Origin of the sequence: Roseisolibacter agri (assembly GCF_030159095.1) — a bacterium.
Lineage (GTDB): Bacteria > Gemmatimonadota > Gemmatimonadetes > Gemmatimonadales > Gemmatimonadaceae > Roseisolibacter > Roseisolibacter agri.
Genome location: NZ_BRXS01000001.1, coordinates 491,643 through 507,084, shown reverse-complemented (window position 1 = coordinate 507,084; position 15,442 = coordinate 491,643). Strand labels below are relative to the sequence as shown.

Annotated in this window: 15 protein-coding genes; 11 read left to right on the top strand and 4 right to left on the bottom strand. The window is 74.5% G+C overall.

Annotated features, from left to right (window positions below; genetic code table 11):
• The first annotated feature begins 11 nt into the window (after window positions 1-11).
• Genes rosag_RS02125 through rosag_RS02090 form a run of 8 tightly spaced genes read left to right on the top strand, consistent with a single transcriptional unit; the run spans window position 12 to window position 6,674 of the window.
• Window positions 12-587 (top strand): c-type cytochrome, encoded by a 576-nt coding sequence (locus rosag_RS02125; RefSeq protein ID WP_284348362.1) that lies wholly within the window; start codon window positions 12-14, stop codon window positions 585-587.
• Window positions 587-1,540 carry a cytochrome c oxidase subunit II gene (gene coxB / locus rosag_RS02120; protein WP_284348361.1) on the top strand — a complete coding sequence of 318 codons (954 nt, stop codon included), beginning with the start codon at window positions 587-589 and terminating at the stop codon, window positions 1,538-1,540. The genes rosag_RS02125 and coxB overlap by 1 nt, the downstream gene beginning before the upstream one ends.
• A gap of 2 nt (window positions 1,541-1,542) precedes the next feature.
• Window positions 1,543-3,477 (top strand): cytochrome c oxidase subunit I, encoded by a 1,935-nt coding sequence (gene ctaD, locus rosag_RS02115; RefSeq protein WP_345784809.1) that lies wholly within the window; start codon window positions 1,543-1,545, stop codon window positions 3,475-3,477.
• A gap of 23 nt (window positions 3,478-3,500) precedes the next feature.
• On the top strand, window positions 3,501-4,124 hold the full coding sequence (locus tag rosag_RS02110) for a cytochrome c oxidase subunit 3 (protein WP_284348359.1): 624 nt from the start codon (window positions 3,501-3,503) through the stop codon (window positions 4,122-4,124).
• Window positions 4,124-4,537, top strand: a complete 414-nt coding sequence (locus rosag_RS02105) for a hypothetical protein (protein WP_284348358.1) — start codon at window positions 4,124-4,126, stop codon at window positions 4,535-4,537. The genes rosag_RS02110 and rosag_RS02105 overlap by 1 nt, the downstream gene beginning before the upstream one ends.
• Window positions 4,534-4,938, top strand: a complete 405-nt coding sequence (locus rosag_RS02100; protein WP_284348357.1) for a c-type cytochrome — start codon at window positions 4,534-4,536, stop codon at window positions 4,936-4,938. The genes rosag_RS02105 and rosag_RS02100 overlap by 4 nt, the downstream gene beginning before the upstream one ends.
• A 3-nt stretch (window positions 4,939-4,941) precedes the next feature.
• Complete coding sequence (locus rosag_RS02095) at window positions 4,942-5,844, top strand: cytochrome c oxidase assembly protein (RefSeq protein WP_284348356.1); 903 nt, start codon at window positions 4,942-4,944, stop codon at window positions 5,842-5,844.
• Window positions 5,841-6,674: a formate/nitrite transporter family protein gene (locus rosag_RS02090; protein WP_284348355.1), complete on the top strand. Its 834-nt coding sequence runs from the start codon at window positions 5,841-5,843 to the stop codon at window positions 6,672-6,674. Before rosag_RS02095 ends, rosag_RS02090 begins: the two co-directional genes overlap by 4 nt.
• 210 nt (window positions 6,675-6,884) lie before the next feature.
• On the opposite strand, the gene rosag_RS02085 is transcribed toward rosag_RS02090, so the two are convergent.
• From rosag_RS02085 to rosag_RS02070, 4 genes are all read right to left on the bottom strand, one after another.
• On the bottom strand, window positions 6,885-7,646 hold the full coding sequence (locus rosag_RS02085) for a DUF4142 domain-containing protein (protein ID WP_284348354.1): 762 nt from the start codon (window positions 7,644-7,646) through the stop codon (window positions 6,885-6,887).
• 74 nt (window positions 7,647-7,720) lie between these two features.
• On the bottom strand, window positions 7,721-8,539 hold the full coding sequence (locus rosag_RS02080; protein ID WP_284348353.1) for a LytR/AlgR family response regulator transcription factor: 819 nt from the start codon (window positions 8,537-8,539) through the stop codon (window positions 7,721-7,723).
• Complete coding sequence (locus rosag_RS02075; RefSeq protein ID WP_284348352.1) at window positions 8,536-9,678, bottom strand: sensor histidine kinase; 1,143 nt, start codon at window positions 9,676-9,678, stop codon at window positions 8,536-8,538. The genes rosag_RS02080 and rosag_RS02075 overlap by 4 nt, the downstream gene beginning before the upstream one ends.
• 47 nt (window positions 9,679-9,725) lie before the next feature.
• Window positions 9,726-10,403, bottom strand: a complete 678-nt coding sequence (locus rosag_RS02070; RefSeq protein ID WP_284348351.1) for a hypothetical protein — start codon at window positions 10,401-10,403, stop codon at window positions 9,726-9,728.
• Window positions 10,404-10,557: 154 nt separating this feature from the next.
• Between rosag_RS02070 and ppc the strand changes: the two genes are divergently transcribed.
• The 3 genes from ppc (at window position 10,558) to rosag_RS02055 (ending at window position 15,351) form a co-directional block, all read left to right on the top strand.
• Window positions 10,558-13,356, top strand: a complete 2,799-nt coding sequence (gene ppc / locus rosag_RS02065) for a phosphoenolpyruvate carboxylase (RefSeq protein ID WP_284348350.1) — start codon at window positions 10,558-10,560, stop codon at window positions 13,354-13,356.
• 235 nt (window positions 13,357-13,591) lie between these two features.
• A complete protein-coding gene (locus rosag_RS02060; protein WP_284348349.1) occupies window positions 13,592-14,011 on the top strand; it encodes a P-II family nitrogen regulator in 420 nt (139 codons plus the stop codon).
• Window positions 14,008-15,351: an ammonium transporter gene (locus tag rosag_RS02055; protein ID WP_284348348.1), complete on the top strand. Its 1,344-nt coding sequence runs from the start codon at window positions 14,008-14,010 to the stop codon at window positions 15,349-15,351. Before rosag_RS02060 ends, rosag_RS02055 begins: the two co-directional genes overlap by 4 nt.
• Window positions 15,352-15,442: the final 91 nt, after the last annotated feature.

Below are 15,442 nucleotides of genomic sequence, written 5' to 3'. Positions count from 1 at the left end.
TGCGTCATCCCATGAGACGCGCCACGCGCGCCGCGCTCCTGCTCGCCCTCGTCGCCGCCGGCGCGTGCGACCGCGAGAAGCGCGACTTCCAGACGATCCCGCCCGGCGCCAGCGACGAGACGCTCGTGCGCACCAGCGCGCTGCACGCGGGCCCGCCGGTCCCCGAGCCGACCGCCGGCACCTACCAGGACAACGCGTGGGCGATCGGCGAGGGCCAGCGGCTCTACAACCAGATGAACTGCTCCGGGTGCCACGCGCCGGGCGGCGGCGGCGGCATCGGGCCGGCGCTGAGCGACGACGAGTGGATCTACGGCAGTGAGCCCGAGAACGTCTTCGACACGATCGTGAAGGGGCGCCCGCACGGGATGCCCTCGTACCGCGGCCGGATGGGCAACTCGGAGGTGTGGAAGCTGGTGGCCTACGTGCGCACGCTGGGCGGGCTGACGCGCAAGGACGCATGGAGCCCGCGGGGCGAGCACCTGGGCGAGAGCACCCCCGATCCGAACACGCGCGGCCACGGCCTGGACGACAGCTCGCGCGTGCACCCCGAGCAGCTCCCGCCCGCGCCGCCGGGCGGCGGGGACTGATGCAGGGCGCGCTCGACGCCGCGGGCCCGCAGGCCGCGCACATCGCGCGGCTCTGGTGGATCGCGCTCGGCGTCTCGGCCGTGGTGTACGCGCTCACGATGGCCGCGCTGTTCGTGGCCGTCACGCACCGCAAGCGGGCGCCCGCCGTGCCGACCATCGAGCCCGCGCCCGACGCGGAGCGTCGCGGACGGCGCTGGGTGGGCGCGGCGGTGGGCGCGACCATCGTGGTGCTCTTCGCCTTCCTGTTCGCCGACCTCGTCACGACGCGCGCGCTGGCCGCGATCGAGCGCCCGCGCGAGATGCTGACGGTGCGCGTCACGGGCATGCAGTGGTGGTGGCGCGTGGAGTATCGCGACACCGTCTCGGCGCGCACGGTCACCACGGCGAACGAGATCCACGTCCCCGTGGGCCGCCCGGTGCTGCTGGAGCTGGAGTCGGGCGACGTGATCCACTCCATCTGGATCCCGACGCTGCACGGGAAGCGCGACCTCGTGCCGGGCCAGCGCAACGTGCTCACGGTGCAGGCGGACCGTCCGGGGATCTACCGCGGCGAGTGCGCGGAGTTCTGTGGCCACCAGCACGCGAAGATGGCGCTGGTGGTGGTGGCCGAGCCCGAAGCGCAGTTCCGCGCGTGGTACGCGGCGCAGCACGCGGAGGCGCGGCCGCCCGCCGACTCGCTGCAGCTCGCCGGGCAGCAGGTCTTCATGTCGAAGGCGTGCGCCGTCTGCCACCAGATCCGCGGCACGCCGGCCGGCGGACGCGTCGCGCCCGACCTGACGCATCTCGCCAGCCGCCGCTCGCTCGCCGCCGGCACGCTGCCCAACACGCGCGGCCACCTGGCCGGCTGGATCATCGACCCGCAGAGCCTCAAGCCCGGGACGCGCATGCCCGCGAACGAGATGCGCCCCGACGAGCTGCGGGCGCTGCTGGCCTACCTGGAGTCGCTGCGATGAGCATGCCGGCGAGCATCCCGCCCCTCCCGGCCGCTGAGCCGGCCGACGTGCGCGAGGTGCGCGAGCTGGCCCGCACCTGGGCCGATGCGAGCGGGCTGCGCGGCTGGCTGACGACGGTCGACCACAAGCGCATCGCCAAGCGCTACGTGATGACCGCGTTCGCCTTCTTCGCGCTCGGCGGCATCGACGCGCTGATCATGCGCACGCAGCTACTGCGGCCGGAGAACCAGCTGGTGGGGCCCGACCGCTACAACCAGCTCTTCACGGTGCACGGCACGAACATGATGTTCCTGTTCGCCGTCCCCGTGATGCTGGCGATGGGGCTCTACATGGTCCCGCTGCTCGTCGGCGCGCGCAACGTGGCCTTCCCGCGCCTCAACGCGCTGGGCTACTGGGTCTACCTGTTCGGCGGCATCCTGCTGTGGGTGGCGCTGCTGTCCGACACGGGCCCCGACACGGGCTGGTTCAGCTACGTGCCCCTCAGCGGCCCGGAGTTCTCGCCCGGCAAGCGCGTGGACGTGTGGGCGCAGATGATCACGTTCACGGAGATCTCGGGGCTCATCAGCGCGGTCGAGATCATCGTCACGGCGCTCAAGTGCCGCGCGCCCGGCATGACGCTGGGCCGGATGCCGATCTTCGTGTGGGCGATGCTGGTCACCGCGTTCATGGTGATCCCGTCGCTGTCGATGATCGCCACCGCGAGCCAGATGCTGGCGATGGACCGGCTCGTCGGCACGCACTTCTTCAACGTGGCCGAGGGGGGCGACCCGCTGCTCTGGCAGCACTTCTTCTGGTGGTTCGGGCACCCCGAGGTCTACATCATCTTCATCCCGGCCACGGGGTTCATCTCCGCGCTGCTGCCGGCGTTCACGCGGCGGCCGGTGTTCGGCCACAACGCCGTGGTGCTGTCGTCCATCGCCACCGCCTTCCTCGGGTTCGGCGTGTGGGTCCACCACATGTTCGCGACCGGGATCCTGCAGCTCGCCTCCAGCTTCTTCACGGCGACGAGCATCATGATCACGATCCCGACGGCGGTGCAGATCTTCTGCTGGATCGTGACCATCTGGACGGGGCGGCTGCAGTTCACGACCTCGTTCCTCTTCATCCTCGGATTCTTCGTCACGTTCATCATCGGCGGGCTGACGGGCGTGATGCTGGCGTCGGTGCCGTTCGACCAGCAGGTCCACGACAGCTACTTCGTGGTCGCGCACCTGCACTACGTGCTGCTCGGCGGCGGCGCCTTCCCGCTGTTCGCGGCCATCTACTACTGGTTCCCCAAGTGGACCGGGCGGATGCTGAGCGAGCGGATGGGCAAGCTGCACTTCGCGCTCTGGCTCGTGGGCGTCAACCTGACGTTCTTCCCGATGCACCTGCTGGGGCTCGACGGGATGCCGCGGCGCGTCTACACGTATCCCGACGGGATGGGGTGGACGGGCAACAACCAGCTGGCGACGGCGGGCGCGTACGTCATCGCGCTGAGCGTGCTCGCGTTCGTCGGCAACGTGCTGTGGAGCGCACGGCGCGGCGTGCGCGCGGGCGACGACCCGTGGGTGTCCGACTCGCTGGAGTGGGGCACCAGCTCGCCGCCGCCGCCGTACAACTTCGCGCGCCCGCCCGTCGTGCAGGGCCGCGCGCCACTGTGGGACCGCACGCCCGACGCACCCGTCGTCGTCGGGCTCGCGACCGACCGCCGCGAGATCCTCGTCACGACCGCGATGGACGCGGAGCCGGACCACCGCCATCCGGATCCCGAGCCGACGATCTGGCCGTTCGTCGCGGCGATCGCGGTGAGCGTGTTCTTCATCGCGCTGATGTTCACGCCGTGGGCGGTCGTCTTCGGCAGCGCGCTGCTCTTCCCGCCGCTGGTGGCGTGGGGCTGGCCGCGGCGGCCGAACCAGGCGCCGGGCGTGACGACGCCCGCGGAGGGCGGCGCATGAGCCCCCTGAGCCCCCTGAGCCCCGTGCCCCCCGACCGCCGCTCGCCCGACCGGCTGACGATCGACGTGTCGGTGCTGCCGGACACCGTCTTCGGCCACCGCGGGCTCGTGTGGTGGGGGACCGTCGGCTTCATGGCGATCGAGGGGACGACGCTCGCGATCGCGGCCGCCGCCTACCTGTACCTGCGCACGAACGCCGCCGAGTGGCCGCCGCGCCCGACGGCGAACCCCGACCTGCTGATCCCGACGATCACCCTCGCCGTGCTCCTGCTGAAGCTGATCCCGTACGGCCTCGCCGAGCGCGCCGCCAAGCGCTTCGACCTCGCGGGCGTGCGGCGCTGGCTGGTGATCGGCTCGGCGGTCGGGCTGCTGGCCCTCGTGCTGCGCTGGTTCGATCTCCAGGCGCTCAACGTGCGCTGGGACACCAACGCGTACGGCTCCGGCGTGTGGCTGGCCCTGGTCGCCCACACGTCGCTGATGGCCACCGACGTGCTCGAGAGCGCGGTGCTGACCGCCATCTTCTTCACCGACCGGGTGCAGCCGCGCCACTTCTCCGACGTCGAGGACACGGCGATCTACGAGCGCTTCCTCTCGGTGGCGTGGCTGCTGCTCTACCTGCTCGTGTTCCTCGGCCCGCGGGTGCTCTGATGGACCACGCCTCATCCTCCGAGCAGGCACGCCGCGAGGCCGGCTACTCGCGCTGGCCCGCGCGCGGCGACGTCGCGCAGACCATCGGCGTGGTCGGCGGGCCGCTGGCGCTGCTCTTGGGCCTGCAGGTGAAGTACACGATCGCGCAGATGTGGGCGTGCGAGTCCGGCACCGCCGTGGCGATGGTGCACGTCACCGCGCTCGTGGCGCTGCTGCTCGCCATCGGGTCGGGCGTCGCCGCGGCGTCGCAGTGGCGCCCCGCGGCGCGCGGCGCGGACCCGGGTGACGAGGGCGGGCCCGTCGGCCGCACCCGTACGCTGGCGGTCGTCGGCGTCGGGATCAGCGCGCTCTCGGCGCTGGTGATCGTGAGCCAGTGGCTGCCGCAGCTCTTCCTCGACCCGTGCCGGCAGTGAGCGCCGCGCCCCGCATCCGCACGCTGCTCGCGGCGGCGGTCGCGCTGCTGGCAATCGCTTCCGCCTGCCGCCGTGACGTGGACTACGAGCGCGAGGCCTCGCTGATGACGCACGGCGGCGACCCGCGGAAGGGGCGCGCGCTGATCCAGCACTACGGCTGCGGCTCCTGCCACAAGATCCCGGGCGTGCCCGGCGCCACCGGTGGCGTGGGCCCGTCGCTGCAGGGCCTGCAGACGCAGTCGTACATCGCGGGCGTGCTGCAGCACACCCCGGACAACCTCGTGCGCTGGGTGCGCGACCCGCAGGGCGTGGACCCGCGCACCGCGATGCCGAACCTCGACGTCTCCGAGCGCGACGCGCGCCACATCGTGGCGTACCTCTACACCATCAAGCCCAACTGACGCGTGGCGACGCTGCCACCGCTCCTGCTGCACGCCGGCGCGCCGCTGGCCCCGCACGACCTGTGGTCCGCGTGGAGCGCGGAGCCGCTGTTCGCGCTGCCGCTGGCCGCGTCGGCGGCACTGTACGCGCGCGGCGTGCACGCGCTCTGGGCGCGCGCCGGCCGCGGGCGCGGCGTGCACGGCGGCGCCGTCATGGCGTTCGCGCTGGGCTGGCTCGCGCTCGCCCTCGCGCTGCTGTCGCCGCTGCACCCGCTGGGCGGCGTGCTCTTCTCGGCCCACATGGCGCAGCACGAGCTGCTGATGGTGGTGGCCGCGCCGCTGCTGGTCGCGGGGCGTCCGCTCGTCCCCACGCTGTGGGCGCTGCCGCGGCGCGCGCGCACGCGACTGGGCGCCGCGGCGCGGACGCCCGCCGTCGCGTCGGCGTGGCGCTGGCTGCGCACGCCGCTCCACGCGTGGTGGCTGCACGTGGGCGCGCTGGTGCTCTGGCACCTGCCGGTGCTCTACCAGGCGACGCTGCGCCACGAGGGCGTGCACGCCGCGCAGCACGTCAGCTTCTTCGGCTCCGCCCTGCTCTTCTGGTGGGCGCTGCTGCACGGACGCGCGACGCGGCGCGGGGCGGCCGTCACGTACCTGTTCGCGGCGATGCTCGCGACCAGCGTGCTCGGCGCGCTGCTGACCGTGTCGACGCGCCTGTGGTATCCGGCGTACGCCGCCACCACCGCACCGTGGGGGCTGATGCCGCTCCAGGACCAGGAGCTGGGAGGGATCATCATGTGGATCCCGGGCGGGATGAGCTACCTGCTGGCCGCGCTCTGGCTGCTCGCGCGGCTGCTGCGCGACGGCGCGGTGCGTGAGCGCTCCCCGCGTCCGCCGCGCGCGGCGGCGCCGCTCGGACGGCCCGCATGAGCGCGGACGACCGCGGCCACGACGCCGCACAGCTCGAGCCCGACGAGGAGCAGAAGGCGATCGAGCAGGAGGCGCCCGGGGCGGGCGTCAACCACGAGGCGATCCGGCGCGAGGGGATGAAGGAGCTCGACCGCGCGCCGTCCGCGCTCGCGTGGTCGGGGCTCGCCGCCGGGCTGTCGATGGGCCTCTCGATGGTGGCCGAGGGCGCGCTGCGCACGCACCTGCCGGCCGAGGTGTGGCGGCCGCTGGTGACGAAGCTCGGCTACCCGATTGGATTCCTGGCGGTGATCCTCGGCAGCCAGCAGCTCTACACGGAGAACACGCTGACGCCGATCGTCCCGCTCATGAGCACGCGCAGCGGCGAGATGCTCGGGCGCGTGCTGCGGCTGTGGGCGATCGTGCTGGTGACGAACCTCGTCGGCGCGCTGCTGTTCGCGCTGGTGGTCGCACACACCGACGCGTTCTCGTCCGACGTGCGCGCGTCGTTCGTGGACATCGGCCGCGAGGCGGTCGCGGGCGGGTTCGGGACGCTGTTCATCCGCGCGGTATTCGCGGGCTGGATCATCGCGCTGATGGTGTGGATGCTCCCGGCGGCCGAGGCGGGCGCGAAGCTCCTCACCATCGTCGTGATGACGTGGCTGGTGGGCGCCGGCGAGCTGGCGCACGTGATCGTCGGCTCGGTGGAGGTGCTGCACCTCGCGGCACGCGGCGAGATCTCGTACGCGACCTACCTCACCGGCTGGCTGCCGCCGGTGCTGCTGGGCAACACGCTGGGCGGTGTGGTGCTGGTGGCCGCGGTGAACCACGCGCAGGTGACGAGCGGCGAGTGACGCGTCAGTGCCGATCCGCCGGACCCCTTCGGCTCTTGGGGAGGACGCGGATGCTCCGGATCGAGCGGATCATGCGGATCGCTCCTCGGAGCGCATGGGACGTCGGCGCCACGCGGAGCGATCCGTCGAATCCGCCGCATCCGGAGCATCCGCGTCCTCCCCAATAGGCAGAGGGGTCCGGTGTAGAGACGTGCACCGAGCGCACGCGCGCTACGGCCGGCGCACGCCCGTGGCGCGCGCGCTGTCGCGGCGCGTGGTGTCGGGCCGCACCTGCCGCTGGGAGCGCGCGGTGGCCGTGTCGGGGCGCTGCTGGTCGAGCTGCGCGGGCGCCTGGAAGATCTCGGCGGGCCGGAGCTGCGGCACGGGGCGCGGCGAGCCGGCGCTGTCCACGCCGCCGCCGAGCGCGGACTGGATGGCGCGCGCCTCGTCGAGGTGCTCCTGCACCTTCGCCAGCGCGCCGTCGAGCGCCGTGCGCAGCCCGCCGTCCCGCACGGCGCCGCGCCAGTGCCGCAGGCTGTCCATCGCCTGCGAGTGGTCGGCCACCTGGCTGGCGACGTACGCGCGGTCGAGCGCCGGACCGGCCGGCATCGCGCCCAGGACGGCCGAGAGGTGCGACGACGCCGCGTGCATCGTGATGAACTGCGCGGGCGGCACCGGCAGCGGCGTGTCGTTCAGCGGCAGCGCCTTCACGGCGGAGTCCATCGCGCCGTGGTCGGCGACCATCGCCTGCGCGTAGCGGCGCACGGTCGGGTCGCCGATCCGGGACATCACGCCCTTCGCGGCGCCGATCTCGGCGCCGTTGAGCGCCGACATGAGCGTGAGCACGCCACGTTCGGTCAGCGGGCCGCCGGCGACGGCCGCCGTGTCGCCGACCGCGGCGCGGTTGGTGTCCGCGGGCACGTCGCGCCCGGCGGGCCCGCAGGCGGCGCTGGTGGTGGCGAGGATCGCGGCGAGGACGGTCGTTCGGCGCATCGCGGGGCTCCGGTGGCGTGCGGTGGACGGGCTCGCGACGCCAACGCGCAAGAAGCGCGCACCGCGCGTGGGCGTCAGCCCGCCTCGGCGAGCGCGCGCGCGACCAGCTCCCGTCGGCTGCGGCTGAGCGGCAGGCGCGTCCCGTCGCGCAGCACGACCTCGTGCCGTCCCGCGGCGGCCGAGCGCAGCTCGCGCACGCGGGCCACGTTCACGATGGCCGAGCGGTGCACGCGCACGAAGCGCCGCGGGTCGAGGCGCGCCTCCATCTCGTCCATCGACTCGCGCAGCAGGTGCGAGGTCCCGGCGACGTGCAGGCGCACGTAGTAGTCGGCGGCCTCCACCCAGTCCACGTCGTCGAGCCGCACGAAGGCGGTCCGGTTGCCCAGCCGCACGGCGACGCGCGCGGGCGCGGCGGGCGTCGGCGGCGTGGCGGGTGCTTCCGGCACCCCGCCCGACGCGAGCAGCGCCGCGAGCTGCGCGGCCAGCTGCGCGCCCCGAGCGCCCACGCGCCGCTGCCGCACCTGCTCCTTGGCGCGCGCGAGCACCTCGCGGAACCGCTCGTCGGTGAAGGGCTTGAGCAGGTAGTCCAGCGCGCGCGCCTCGAACGCGCGCAGCGCGTACTGGTCGAACGCGGTCGCGAACACGACGACGGGCATGCGGTCGACGCCGATCTCGCGCACCACGCCGAAGCCGTCGAGCCCCGGCATCTGCACGTCGAGCAGCACGAGGTCCGGCGCGTGCGCGCGCAGCGCGTCCACCGCCTCGCGCCCGTTCGCGCACTCCGCCACCACCTCGACCTCGGGATCCTCGGCCAGCAGCGCGCGCAGGCCGGCGCGCGCCAGCGGCTCGTCGTCGACGACGATCGCGCGGACGACGTTCGATGCGGCGCTCACGCCGCCGCTCCCGCGTCCGCCGGACTCGCCGCGTCCGCGCGGCGCAGCGGCAGCTCGACGACCGCGCGCGTGCCGTCGGTGTCACCGCTCACGCGCAGGCGCGCGTCGGCGCCGTAGAGCCGCGCCAGCCGCGCGCGCGTGTTGGCGAGGCCGAGGCCGGGGCCCGCGGGCGCCTCGCGCCCGGCGAGCGCGCCGCCATCGTCGTGCACCTCGACGCGCAGCACGTCGCCGTCGGCGCGCGCGCGCAGGGTCACGCTGCCGCCGTCGGGGCGCGGCGCGACGCCGTGCTTGAGCGCGTTCTCCACCAGCGGCTGGAGCAGCAGGTTGGGCACCGCCGCGTCCATCGCGTCCGGCTCCACGTCCACCGCCACGCGCAGCCGGTCGCCGAAGCGCACGCGCTCGATCGCGAGGTAGCGCTCCACGAACGCCAGCTCCTCGCGCAGCGCGACCTCGGGCGTGCCCCGTCCGTACAGCACGTGCCGCAGCAGCTCGCCCAAGCCCGCGAGCACGCGCACCGCTTCCGAGCGTGCGCCCGCGCGCACCAGCATCGCCACCGAGTTGAGCGCGTTGAACAGGAAGTGCGGGTTGAGCTGCGCCCGCAGCGCGTCGAGCTGCGCCTGCACCAGCTGCGTCTCCAGCTCCGCCTCGCGCTGCGCCGCGTGCGTGTCGCGCGCGTGGTAGCGCCGCGTCATGTCGAGCGCGACGACGGCGCCCGCGACGGCCGCGTACAGCAGCATCCCCACGCCGAGCCACTCGTCCAGCAGGATCGCGCGCACGCTGCTGCCGAGCGTGCGGTACTCGGGCGGGATGAACGCGCCCTCGAGGCGCCGGATGACGCCGTAGAAGAGCTGCGACGCGATCGACACGACGACCGACGCCGCGAGGTGCACCGGGATCGCGCGCGTCCACTGCCCTGGCGCCGGCGGCACGCGCCGCACGAGCCACGCGATGAGCGGCGCGGCGACGATCCAGAACGACCAGAACGCGGCGCCCCGCACCACGATCGATCCCAGCGACGCCGCGCTGCCTGCGGCCGCCCACGCCTGCCCGGTGGTCACGAGCACCGGGACCGCCCACAGCGCCAGGAGCGCGAGCCCGATGGATGGACGCGGAGAGCGGAGCGGTGGGCGGACGGGCATCGCGCGCGGCGGGTGGGGGGACCCGCACAAGCTACCGCGCGCGCCACTCAGGCGGGCGTCGGGGACGGCGTGCCATGCGACACCGCGCGCGCAGGCGCGGTCTCCGGCGCGCGCCAGAGGGACGCGCCGACGACCAGCAGCGACACGTACGGGAGCGCGACGTCCGCACCGGCCACCACCGGGAAGACGAAGCGGAGTGGGAAGAGCGCCCAGCAGGCGGCGAGCAGCACGGCCGCCGCGCGCGGCAGCCGCGTCGCCGCCGCGCCGCGGAAGAGCGCCACGCCCAGCGTGACACAGCCGAGGATCATCACCGGCACGCCGAGGTCGGTCAGCACGCCGAGCGGGCCGTTCTGCACCGCGGTGACCAGTGGGACCGGGTCGACGTTGCCGGCGTGCGCGGCGTGCACCACCGCGGGCAGCACGGCGCCGTCGACGATGCCGTGGGTGCCGTCCAGCAGCCACTCGCCGACGAACACGCCGGCGGCGCCGAGCGCGGCCCAGCGCCGCAGCGCCTCGGGCTGACGGGCGACGAGCCCCGGCAGCCCGAGCGACACCAGCAGCACCGCCGCCAGCAGCAGCAGGTGCGACGGCCCGGTCATCGGGTGCGAGTAGTAGCCGGTGACCTTCATCGGGTGGACGACAGGCACCGCGGCGCCGAGCAGGCCGCCAGTGACGAGCAGGGCGCCGGAGACGAGATCGCGGGAACGCGAGTCAGGACGCGACATGGGTTCGGAGAGTGAGGGGACGCTTGCGCGGCGGGGACCGACGCGCACACGGTAGCCCGGCCGGCACGCGACGCGCAGACGCTCCGCCCATCCCTGCAGCCAACCGTCGATCCGTGCAGCGAACGGCACGTCCCGTCTTCCCTCCTCCACCGCCATGACCGCCGCCGCGACGCCCGCCCCGGCCACGCCGCCATCCACGCGTCCAGAGGACCTCCCGCTCCACGAGGACGTGCGGCGCCTCGCGGCCACCCTCGGCCGCGTCATCCGCCGGCTGGAGGGCGAGGAGGCGTACGAGACGGTGGAGACGATCCGCCGCGCCTCGCGCGCCCGCCGCCGCGGCGATCCGGACGCGCCCGCGCTGGAGGCGCTGCTGGCGCGCGTGGAGGCGCTGCCGCTGCCCCTCGCGGCGCTGACGGCGCGCGCGTTCACCCTCTTCTTCCTGCTGATCAACACGGCCGAGCAGGTGCACCGCGTGCGGCGCCGCGACGCGTATCGGGGGCAGGACGTCGCGCCGCAGCCGGCGTCCGCACGCTGGGCGATGCAGCAGCTGCGCGCGCAGGGCCGCACCGCCGACGAGGTGCGCGACGCGATCGCGGGGCTCGACGTGCGCCCCGTGCTCACCGCGCACCCCACCGAGAGCACGCGTCGCACGCTGCTGTCGCTGCAGGCGCGCGTGGCCGACGTGCTGCTGCGCCGCGAGCACGCGTCCGCCGACGAGCAGCGCGCGCTCGACGACGCGCTGGAGGGCGAGGTGGAGCTGCTCTGGCTGACGGCGGAGGTGCGCCGCGACCGCCCGTCGGTGCTGGACGAGGTGAGCACGGTGCTCTGGTACCTGGAGACGCGGCTGCTGGACGCCGGCGCGCGCACGCACGACGTGCTGGTGCGCGCCTTCGAGGAGGAGTTCGACACGACGGCCGAGTCGCTGCGGCTGCAGTCGCCGGTGCGCATCGGGACGTGGGTGGGCGGGGACCGCGACGGCAACCCGTTCGTCACGCCCGAGGTCACCCTCGCCGCAGCGCGCCGCGCGAGCCACGTCATCCTCGGCCGCTACCGCCAGGCGCTGGACGGATTGATCGAGCGCGTGTCGATCGCCGCGCACCTCGCGGCGCCCGATCCCGCGCTGGTGGCGTCGTTCGACGCCGACCGCGCCGCGCTTCCCGACGTGTGGGAGGCGAACCGCCGCCGCAACGCCGACGAGCCGGTGCGGCTCAAGCTCACCTTCATCGCCGCGCGCATCGACGCGACGCGGCGGCGCGTGGCGGCGCGCGACGCGGGGCGCCCGGACGTGGAGCCCGCGGCCTATGCGGATGCTGCGGCGTTCGAGCGGGACCTGCTGCTGGTGCGCGCGTCGCTGCTGGCGGCCGGCGCCACCGAGGCGTGCCGCACCGCGTTCGATCCCTTCCTCGCGCTGGTGCGCGCGCACGGCTTCCACGGCTTCCTGATGGACGTGCGCGACCACGCCGACGTCCACAAGGCGGCGCTCGACGACGTGGCCGAACGCCTCGGCCTCGGCCCGATGGACGGCCACGCGCTCCGCCGCGAGCTGCTCGGTCGGCGCCCGCTGGTCGGCTCCCATGTTCCGATGGAGGATGCGACGCGGCGCGCCTTCGACACGCTGCGCGCCGTGCGCACGGTGCAGGACGAGGCGGGCGAGGCCGCCGCGCGGACCTACGTGATCTCGATGACGACGGGGCCCGAGGACCTGCTGCGCGTGCTGCTGCTGGCGCGCGAGGCGGGGCTGGTGGACCTGGCCGCGGACCCGCCGGTGTCGCGGATCGACGTGGTGCCGCTGTTCGAGACGCTGGCCGACCTGGAGGCGGCGCCCGACGTGCTGCGCGCCCTGCTGGCCGACGAGGTCTACGCCCGCCAGCTGGCCGCCCGCGGCCGGCGGCAGGAGGTCATGCTCGGCTACTCCGACAGTGGGAAGGACGCCGGGATCCTGGCGTCGAGCTGGGCGCTGTACCGGGGGCAGGACGCGCTGGCGGCGGTCTGTCGCGACGCAGGCGTGGAGCTGCGCCTCTTCCACGGGCGTGGCGGGAGCGTGGGGCGCGGCGGCGGGTCGCCGGTGGCGCGGGCGCTGGCCGCGCTCCCGCCCGACACGGTCGAGGGGCGCGTGAAGATCACCGAGCAGGGGGAGATCATCTCGCAGCAGTTCGGCCTCGCGCCCATCGCGGAGCGCACGCTCGAGGTGACCGTGGCGGGGACGCTCCTGCAGGCGTTCGACGACTGGCGGCAGGGGGTCGATCCGGCGACGCCGGCCCGCTTCGCCGCGGTGATGGAATCGCTCTCCGAGCGGTCGCTGCGGGTCTACCGGGAGCTCGTGCACGAGGACGCCGCGCTCTTCCAGCTCTTCCTGCAGGCGACGCCGGTGGCCGAGCTGGCGGCGGCGCGCTTCGGGTCGCGGCCGGCGTACCGGCCGGGGGCGGGCGCCGGGATCACGGGGATCCGCGCCATCCCGTGGCAGTTCGGCTGGACGCAGATCCGGCTCATGCTCCCCGGCTGGCTGGGCGTCGGGACGGCGCTGGAGGAGGCGTCGGCGACGCCCGAGGGGCTGGCGACGCTGCGCGAGATGACGCGCGTCTGGCCCTTCTTCGACGACCTGCTGGCGAAGATCGAGATGGTGTGCGCCAAGGCGGACCTGGAGGTGGCGCGGGCGTACGTGGCACGGCTCGGCGCCGACATCGGCCTCCTGGACCGGTTGGAGGCGGAGTTCGCGCGGACCGTCGCGGCCGTGCTGCGCATCCGCCAGACCGACGAGCTGCTGGCGGACACGCCCGTGCTGCGGGCGGCGATCGCGCTGCGGAACCCGTACGTGGACCCGCTCTCCCTGCTGCAGATCGCGCTGCTGCGCCGGCGCTGGGAGGAGGGGACGCCGGAGGACGACGCGGCCGTGGGCGAGGCGCTGTCGGCGACGCTGAGCGGGCTGGCGCAGGGGCTCCGGAACACGGGTTGACCCGCGCGCCAGGAGTTTGTCGCGCGCGTTGCCAAATTCGCACGACGAAATGCGCAGTCGGATCACTGGAACGATCCAGACGTCACGACTGTGCGACGAAACGTGCTCGGTGCGCAGAATTTCGTTGACAGGGCGACCCGGGCCCGACTAACCTGCGAGCCAGGAGCCCCGCCGGGGGCGCGCCCCGGCGCGCGCCCACCGACCGGCGGGGCGCCCCTGCGCGGGAGGCCCGTCGGTGAAGCTCATCATCGCCATCATCCGCCCCGACCGGCTGTCCGAGGTCAAGGCCGCGCTCTTTCGGGCCGGCGTCACGGGCATGACCCTGACCCCTGTCAGCGGCCACGGCGGCGAGCGCGAGGTCGTCCACAGCTACCGCGCCGAGCGCGTGCTGCTGGAGTTCCACGACAAGGTGCGGATCGAGATGGCGTGCTCCGAGCCGTTCGTCGAGCCGACCATCCAGGCGATCCTCGAGGCGGCGCGCACGGGCGGCGTCGGCGACGGCAAGATCTTCGTGCAGCCGCTGGAGCAGGTGATCCGCATCCGCACCGGGGAGCGCGACAACTCCGCGCTCACGCCGGTGACCGCCGACGCGGTGCAGCTGGCCGCGCGGTCGGCGTTCGCGACGGCTGCCGCCGCGGCGGAGCTGGACGCATGAGCGCGGACGCGGCGCTGGCCGCGCTCTCCGCCGGCGACACCGCCTGGGTGCTCGTGTCCACCGCGCTCGTGATGCTGATGGTGCCCGGCCTGTCGCTCTTCTACGGCGGCTTGGTGCGCGAGAAGCACTCGCTCAACACGCTGATGATGAGCCTCGCCGCCCTCGGCGTCGTGGGCGTGCAGTGGGTGCTCGTCGGCTACTCGCTGGCGTTCGCGCCCGGCTCGCCCGCGATCGGCGGGCTGGCGCACTGGGGGCTGGGCGGCGTCGGCGCGGCGCCGAACGCGGCCTACGCGGCGACCATCCCCCATCTCGCGTTCGCGGCCTACCAGGGGATGTTCGCCGCGATCACCGTGGCGCTGATCTCGGGCGCGGTGGTGGAGCGGCTCAGCTTCCGCGCCTACCTGCTGTTCGCGGTGCTCTGGTCGACGCTCGTGTACGCGCCGCTCGCGCACTGGGTGTGGGGCGACGGCGGCTGGCTCCGCGCGCTCGGCGCGCTCGACTTCGCGGGCGGCACGGTGGTGCACGTGAGCGCGGGCACCGCGGCGGTGGTCGCGGCGGCGAGGCTGGGCCGGCGCACGCGCGTCGGCCGCGCGCCGATCGTGCCGCACAACGTGCCGTTCACGCTCGTCGGCGCGGGGCTGCTCTGGTTCGGCTGGTTCGGCTTCAACGGCGGCTCGGCGCTGGCGGCCAACGGCGTCGCCGCGGGCGCGCTGGCGACGACGCACACGGCCGCCGCCGCGGCGCTGTTCGCGTGGATGCTGCTCGACCTCGCGCGCACGGGCACCTGCACCGCCGTGGGCGCGGCGACGGGCGCGGTGGTGGGGCTGGTGGCGATCACGCCGGCGGCGGGCTTCGTGACGCCGCGCGCGGCGCTCGCGATCGGCGCGCTGGCCGCGGGCGCGAGCCACGCGATGATCCAGCTGCGCGCGCGCACGCGCATCGACGACGCGCTCGACGTCTTCGCCTGCCACGGCGCGGCGGGGATCGTGGGCGCGCTGCTGACGGGCGTCTTCGCGACGAAGGCCGTCAATCCCGCGGGCGCCGACGGGCTGCTCGCCGGCCACGCGTCGCTGGTGGGCGTGCAGCTGCTCGCCGTGCTGGCGACGATGGCGTTCGTGGGCGCGGCGACCCTCGGCATCCTCGCGCTCGTGCAGCTCGTGCAGCCGCTGCGCGTGTCGCTCGACACGGAGCTGGCGGGCGTGGACGTCGCGGAGCACGGCGAGACGGCGTACCACGGCGGCCTGGGCGCGCTCACCGGCGGCCGCGTGCCGCTGGGCGACGGCGTGCTGGTGCCCGCGCACGAGATCGTGAGCGCGCCGCGGCCCGCCTCCGCCGCCTGAAGGCGTCCCACCGTCTCACGCCCCATCGTTTCACGCCCTTCCGTTCTCCGCGGTTTCGTTCTCCGCCGTCTCGTCCTCCGCCCCACCGTTC

What these genes read in the sequence shown, in the direction of transcription:
- ctaD (WP_345784809.1), top strand. Translation starts at nt 1,543, where the DNA reads ATGCCGGCGAGCATCCCGCCCCTCCCGGCCGCTGAGCCGGCCGACGTG.
- rosag_RS02090 (WP_284348355.1), top strand. Translation starts at nt 5,841, where the DNA reads ATGAGCGCGGACGACCGCGGCCACGACGCCGCACAGCTCGAGCCCGAC.
- rosag_RS02105 (WP_284348358.1), top strand. Translation starts at nt 4,124, where the DNA reads ATGGACCACGCCTCATCCTCCGAGCAGGCACGCCGCGAGGCCGGCTAC.
- rosag_RS02085 (WP_284348354.1), bottom strand. Translation starts at nt 7,646, where the DNA reads ATGCGCCGAACGACCGTCCTCGCCGCGATCCTCGCCACCACCAGCGCC.
- rosag_RS02075 (WP_284348352.1), bottom strand. Translation starts at nt 9,678, where the DNA reads ATGCCCGTCCGCCCACCGCTCCGCTCTCCGCGTCCATCCATCGGGCTC.
- coxB (WP_284348361.1), top strand. Translation starts at nt 587, where the DNA reads ATGCAGGGCGCGCTCGACGCCGCGGGCCCGCAGGCCGCGCACATCGCG.
- rosag_RS02055 (WP_284348348.1), top strand. Translation starts at nt 14,008, where the DNA reads ATGAGCGCGGACGCGGCGCTGGCCGCGCTCTCCGCCGGCGACACCGCC.
- ppc (WP_284348350.1), top strand. Translation starts at nt 10,558, where the DNA reads ATGACCGCCGCCGCGACGCCCGCCCCGGCCACGCCGCCATCCACGCGT.
- rosag_RS02125 (WP_284348362.1), top strand. Translation starts at nt 12, where the DNA reads ATGAGACGCGCCACGCGCGCCGCGCTCCTGCTCGCCCTCGTCGCCGCC.
- rosag_RS02070 (WP_284348351.1), bottom strand. Translation starts at nt 10,403, where the DNA reads ATGTCGCGTCCTGACTCGCGTTCCCGCGATCTCGTCTCCGGCGCCCTG.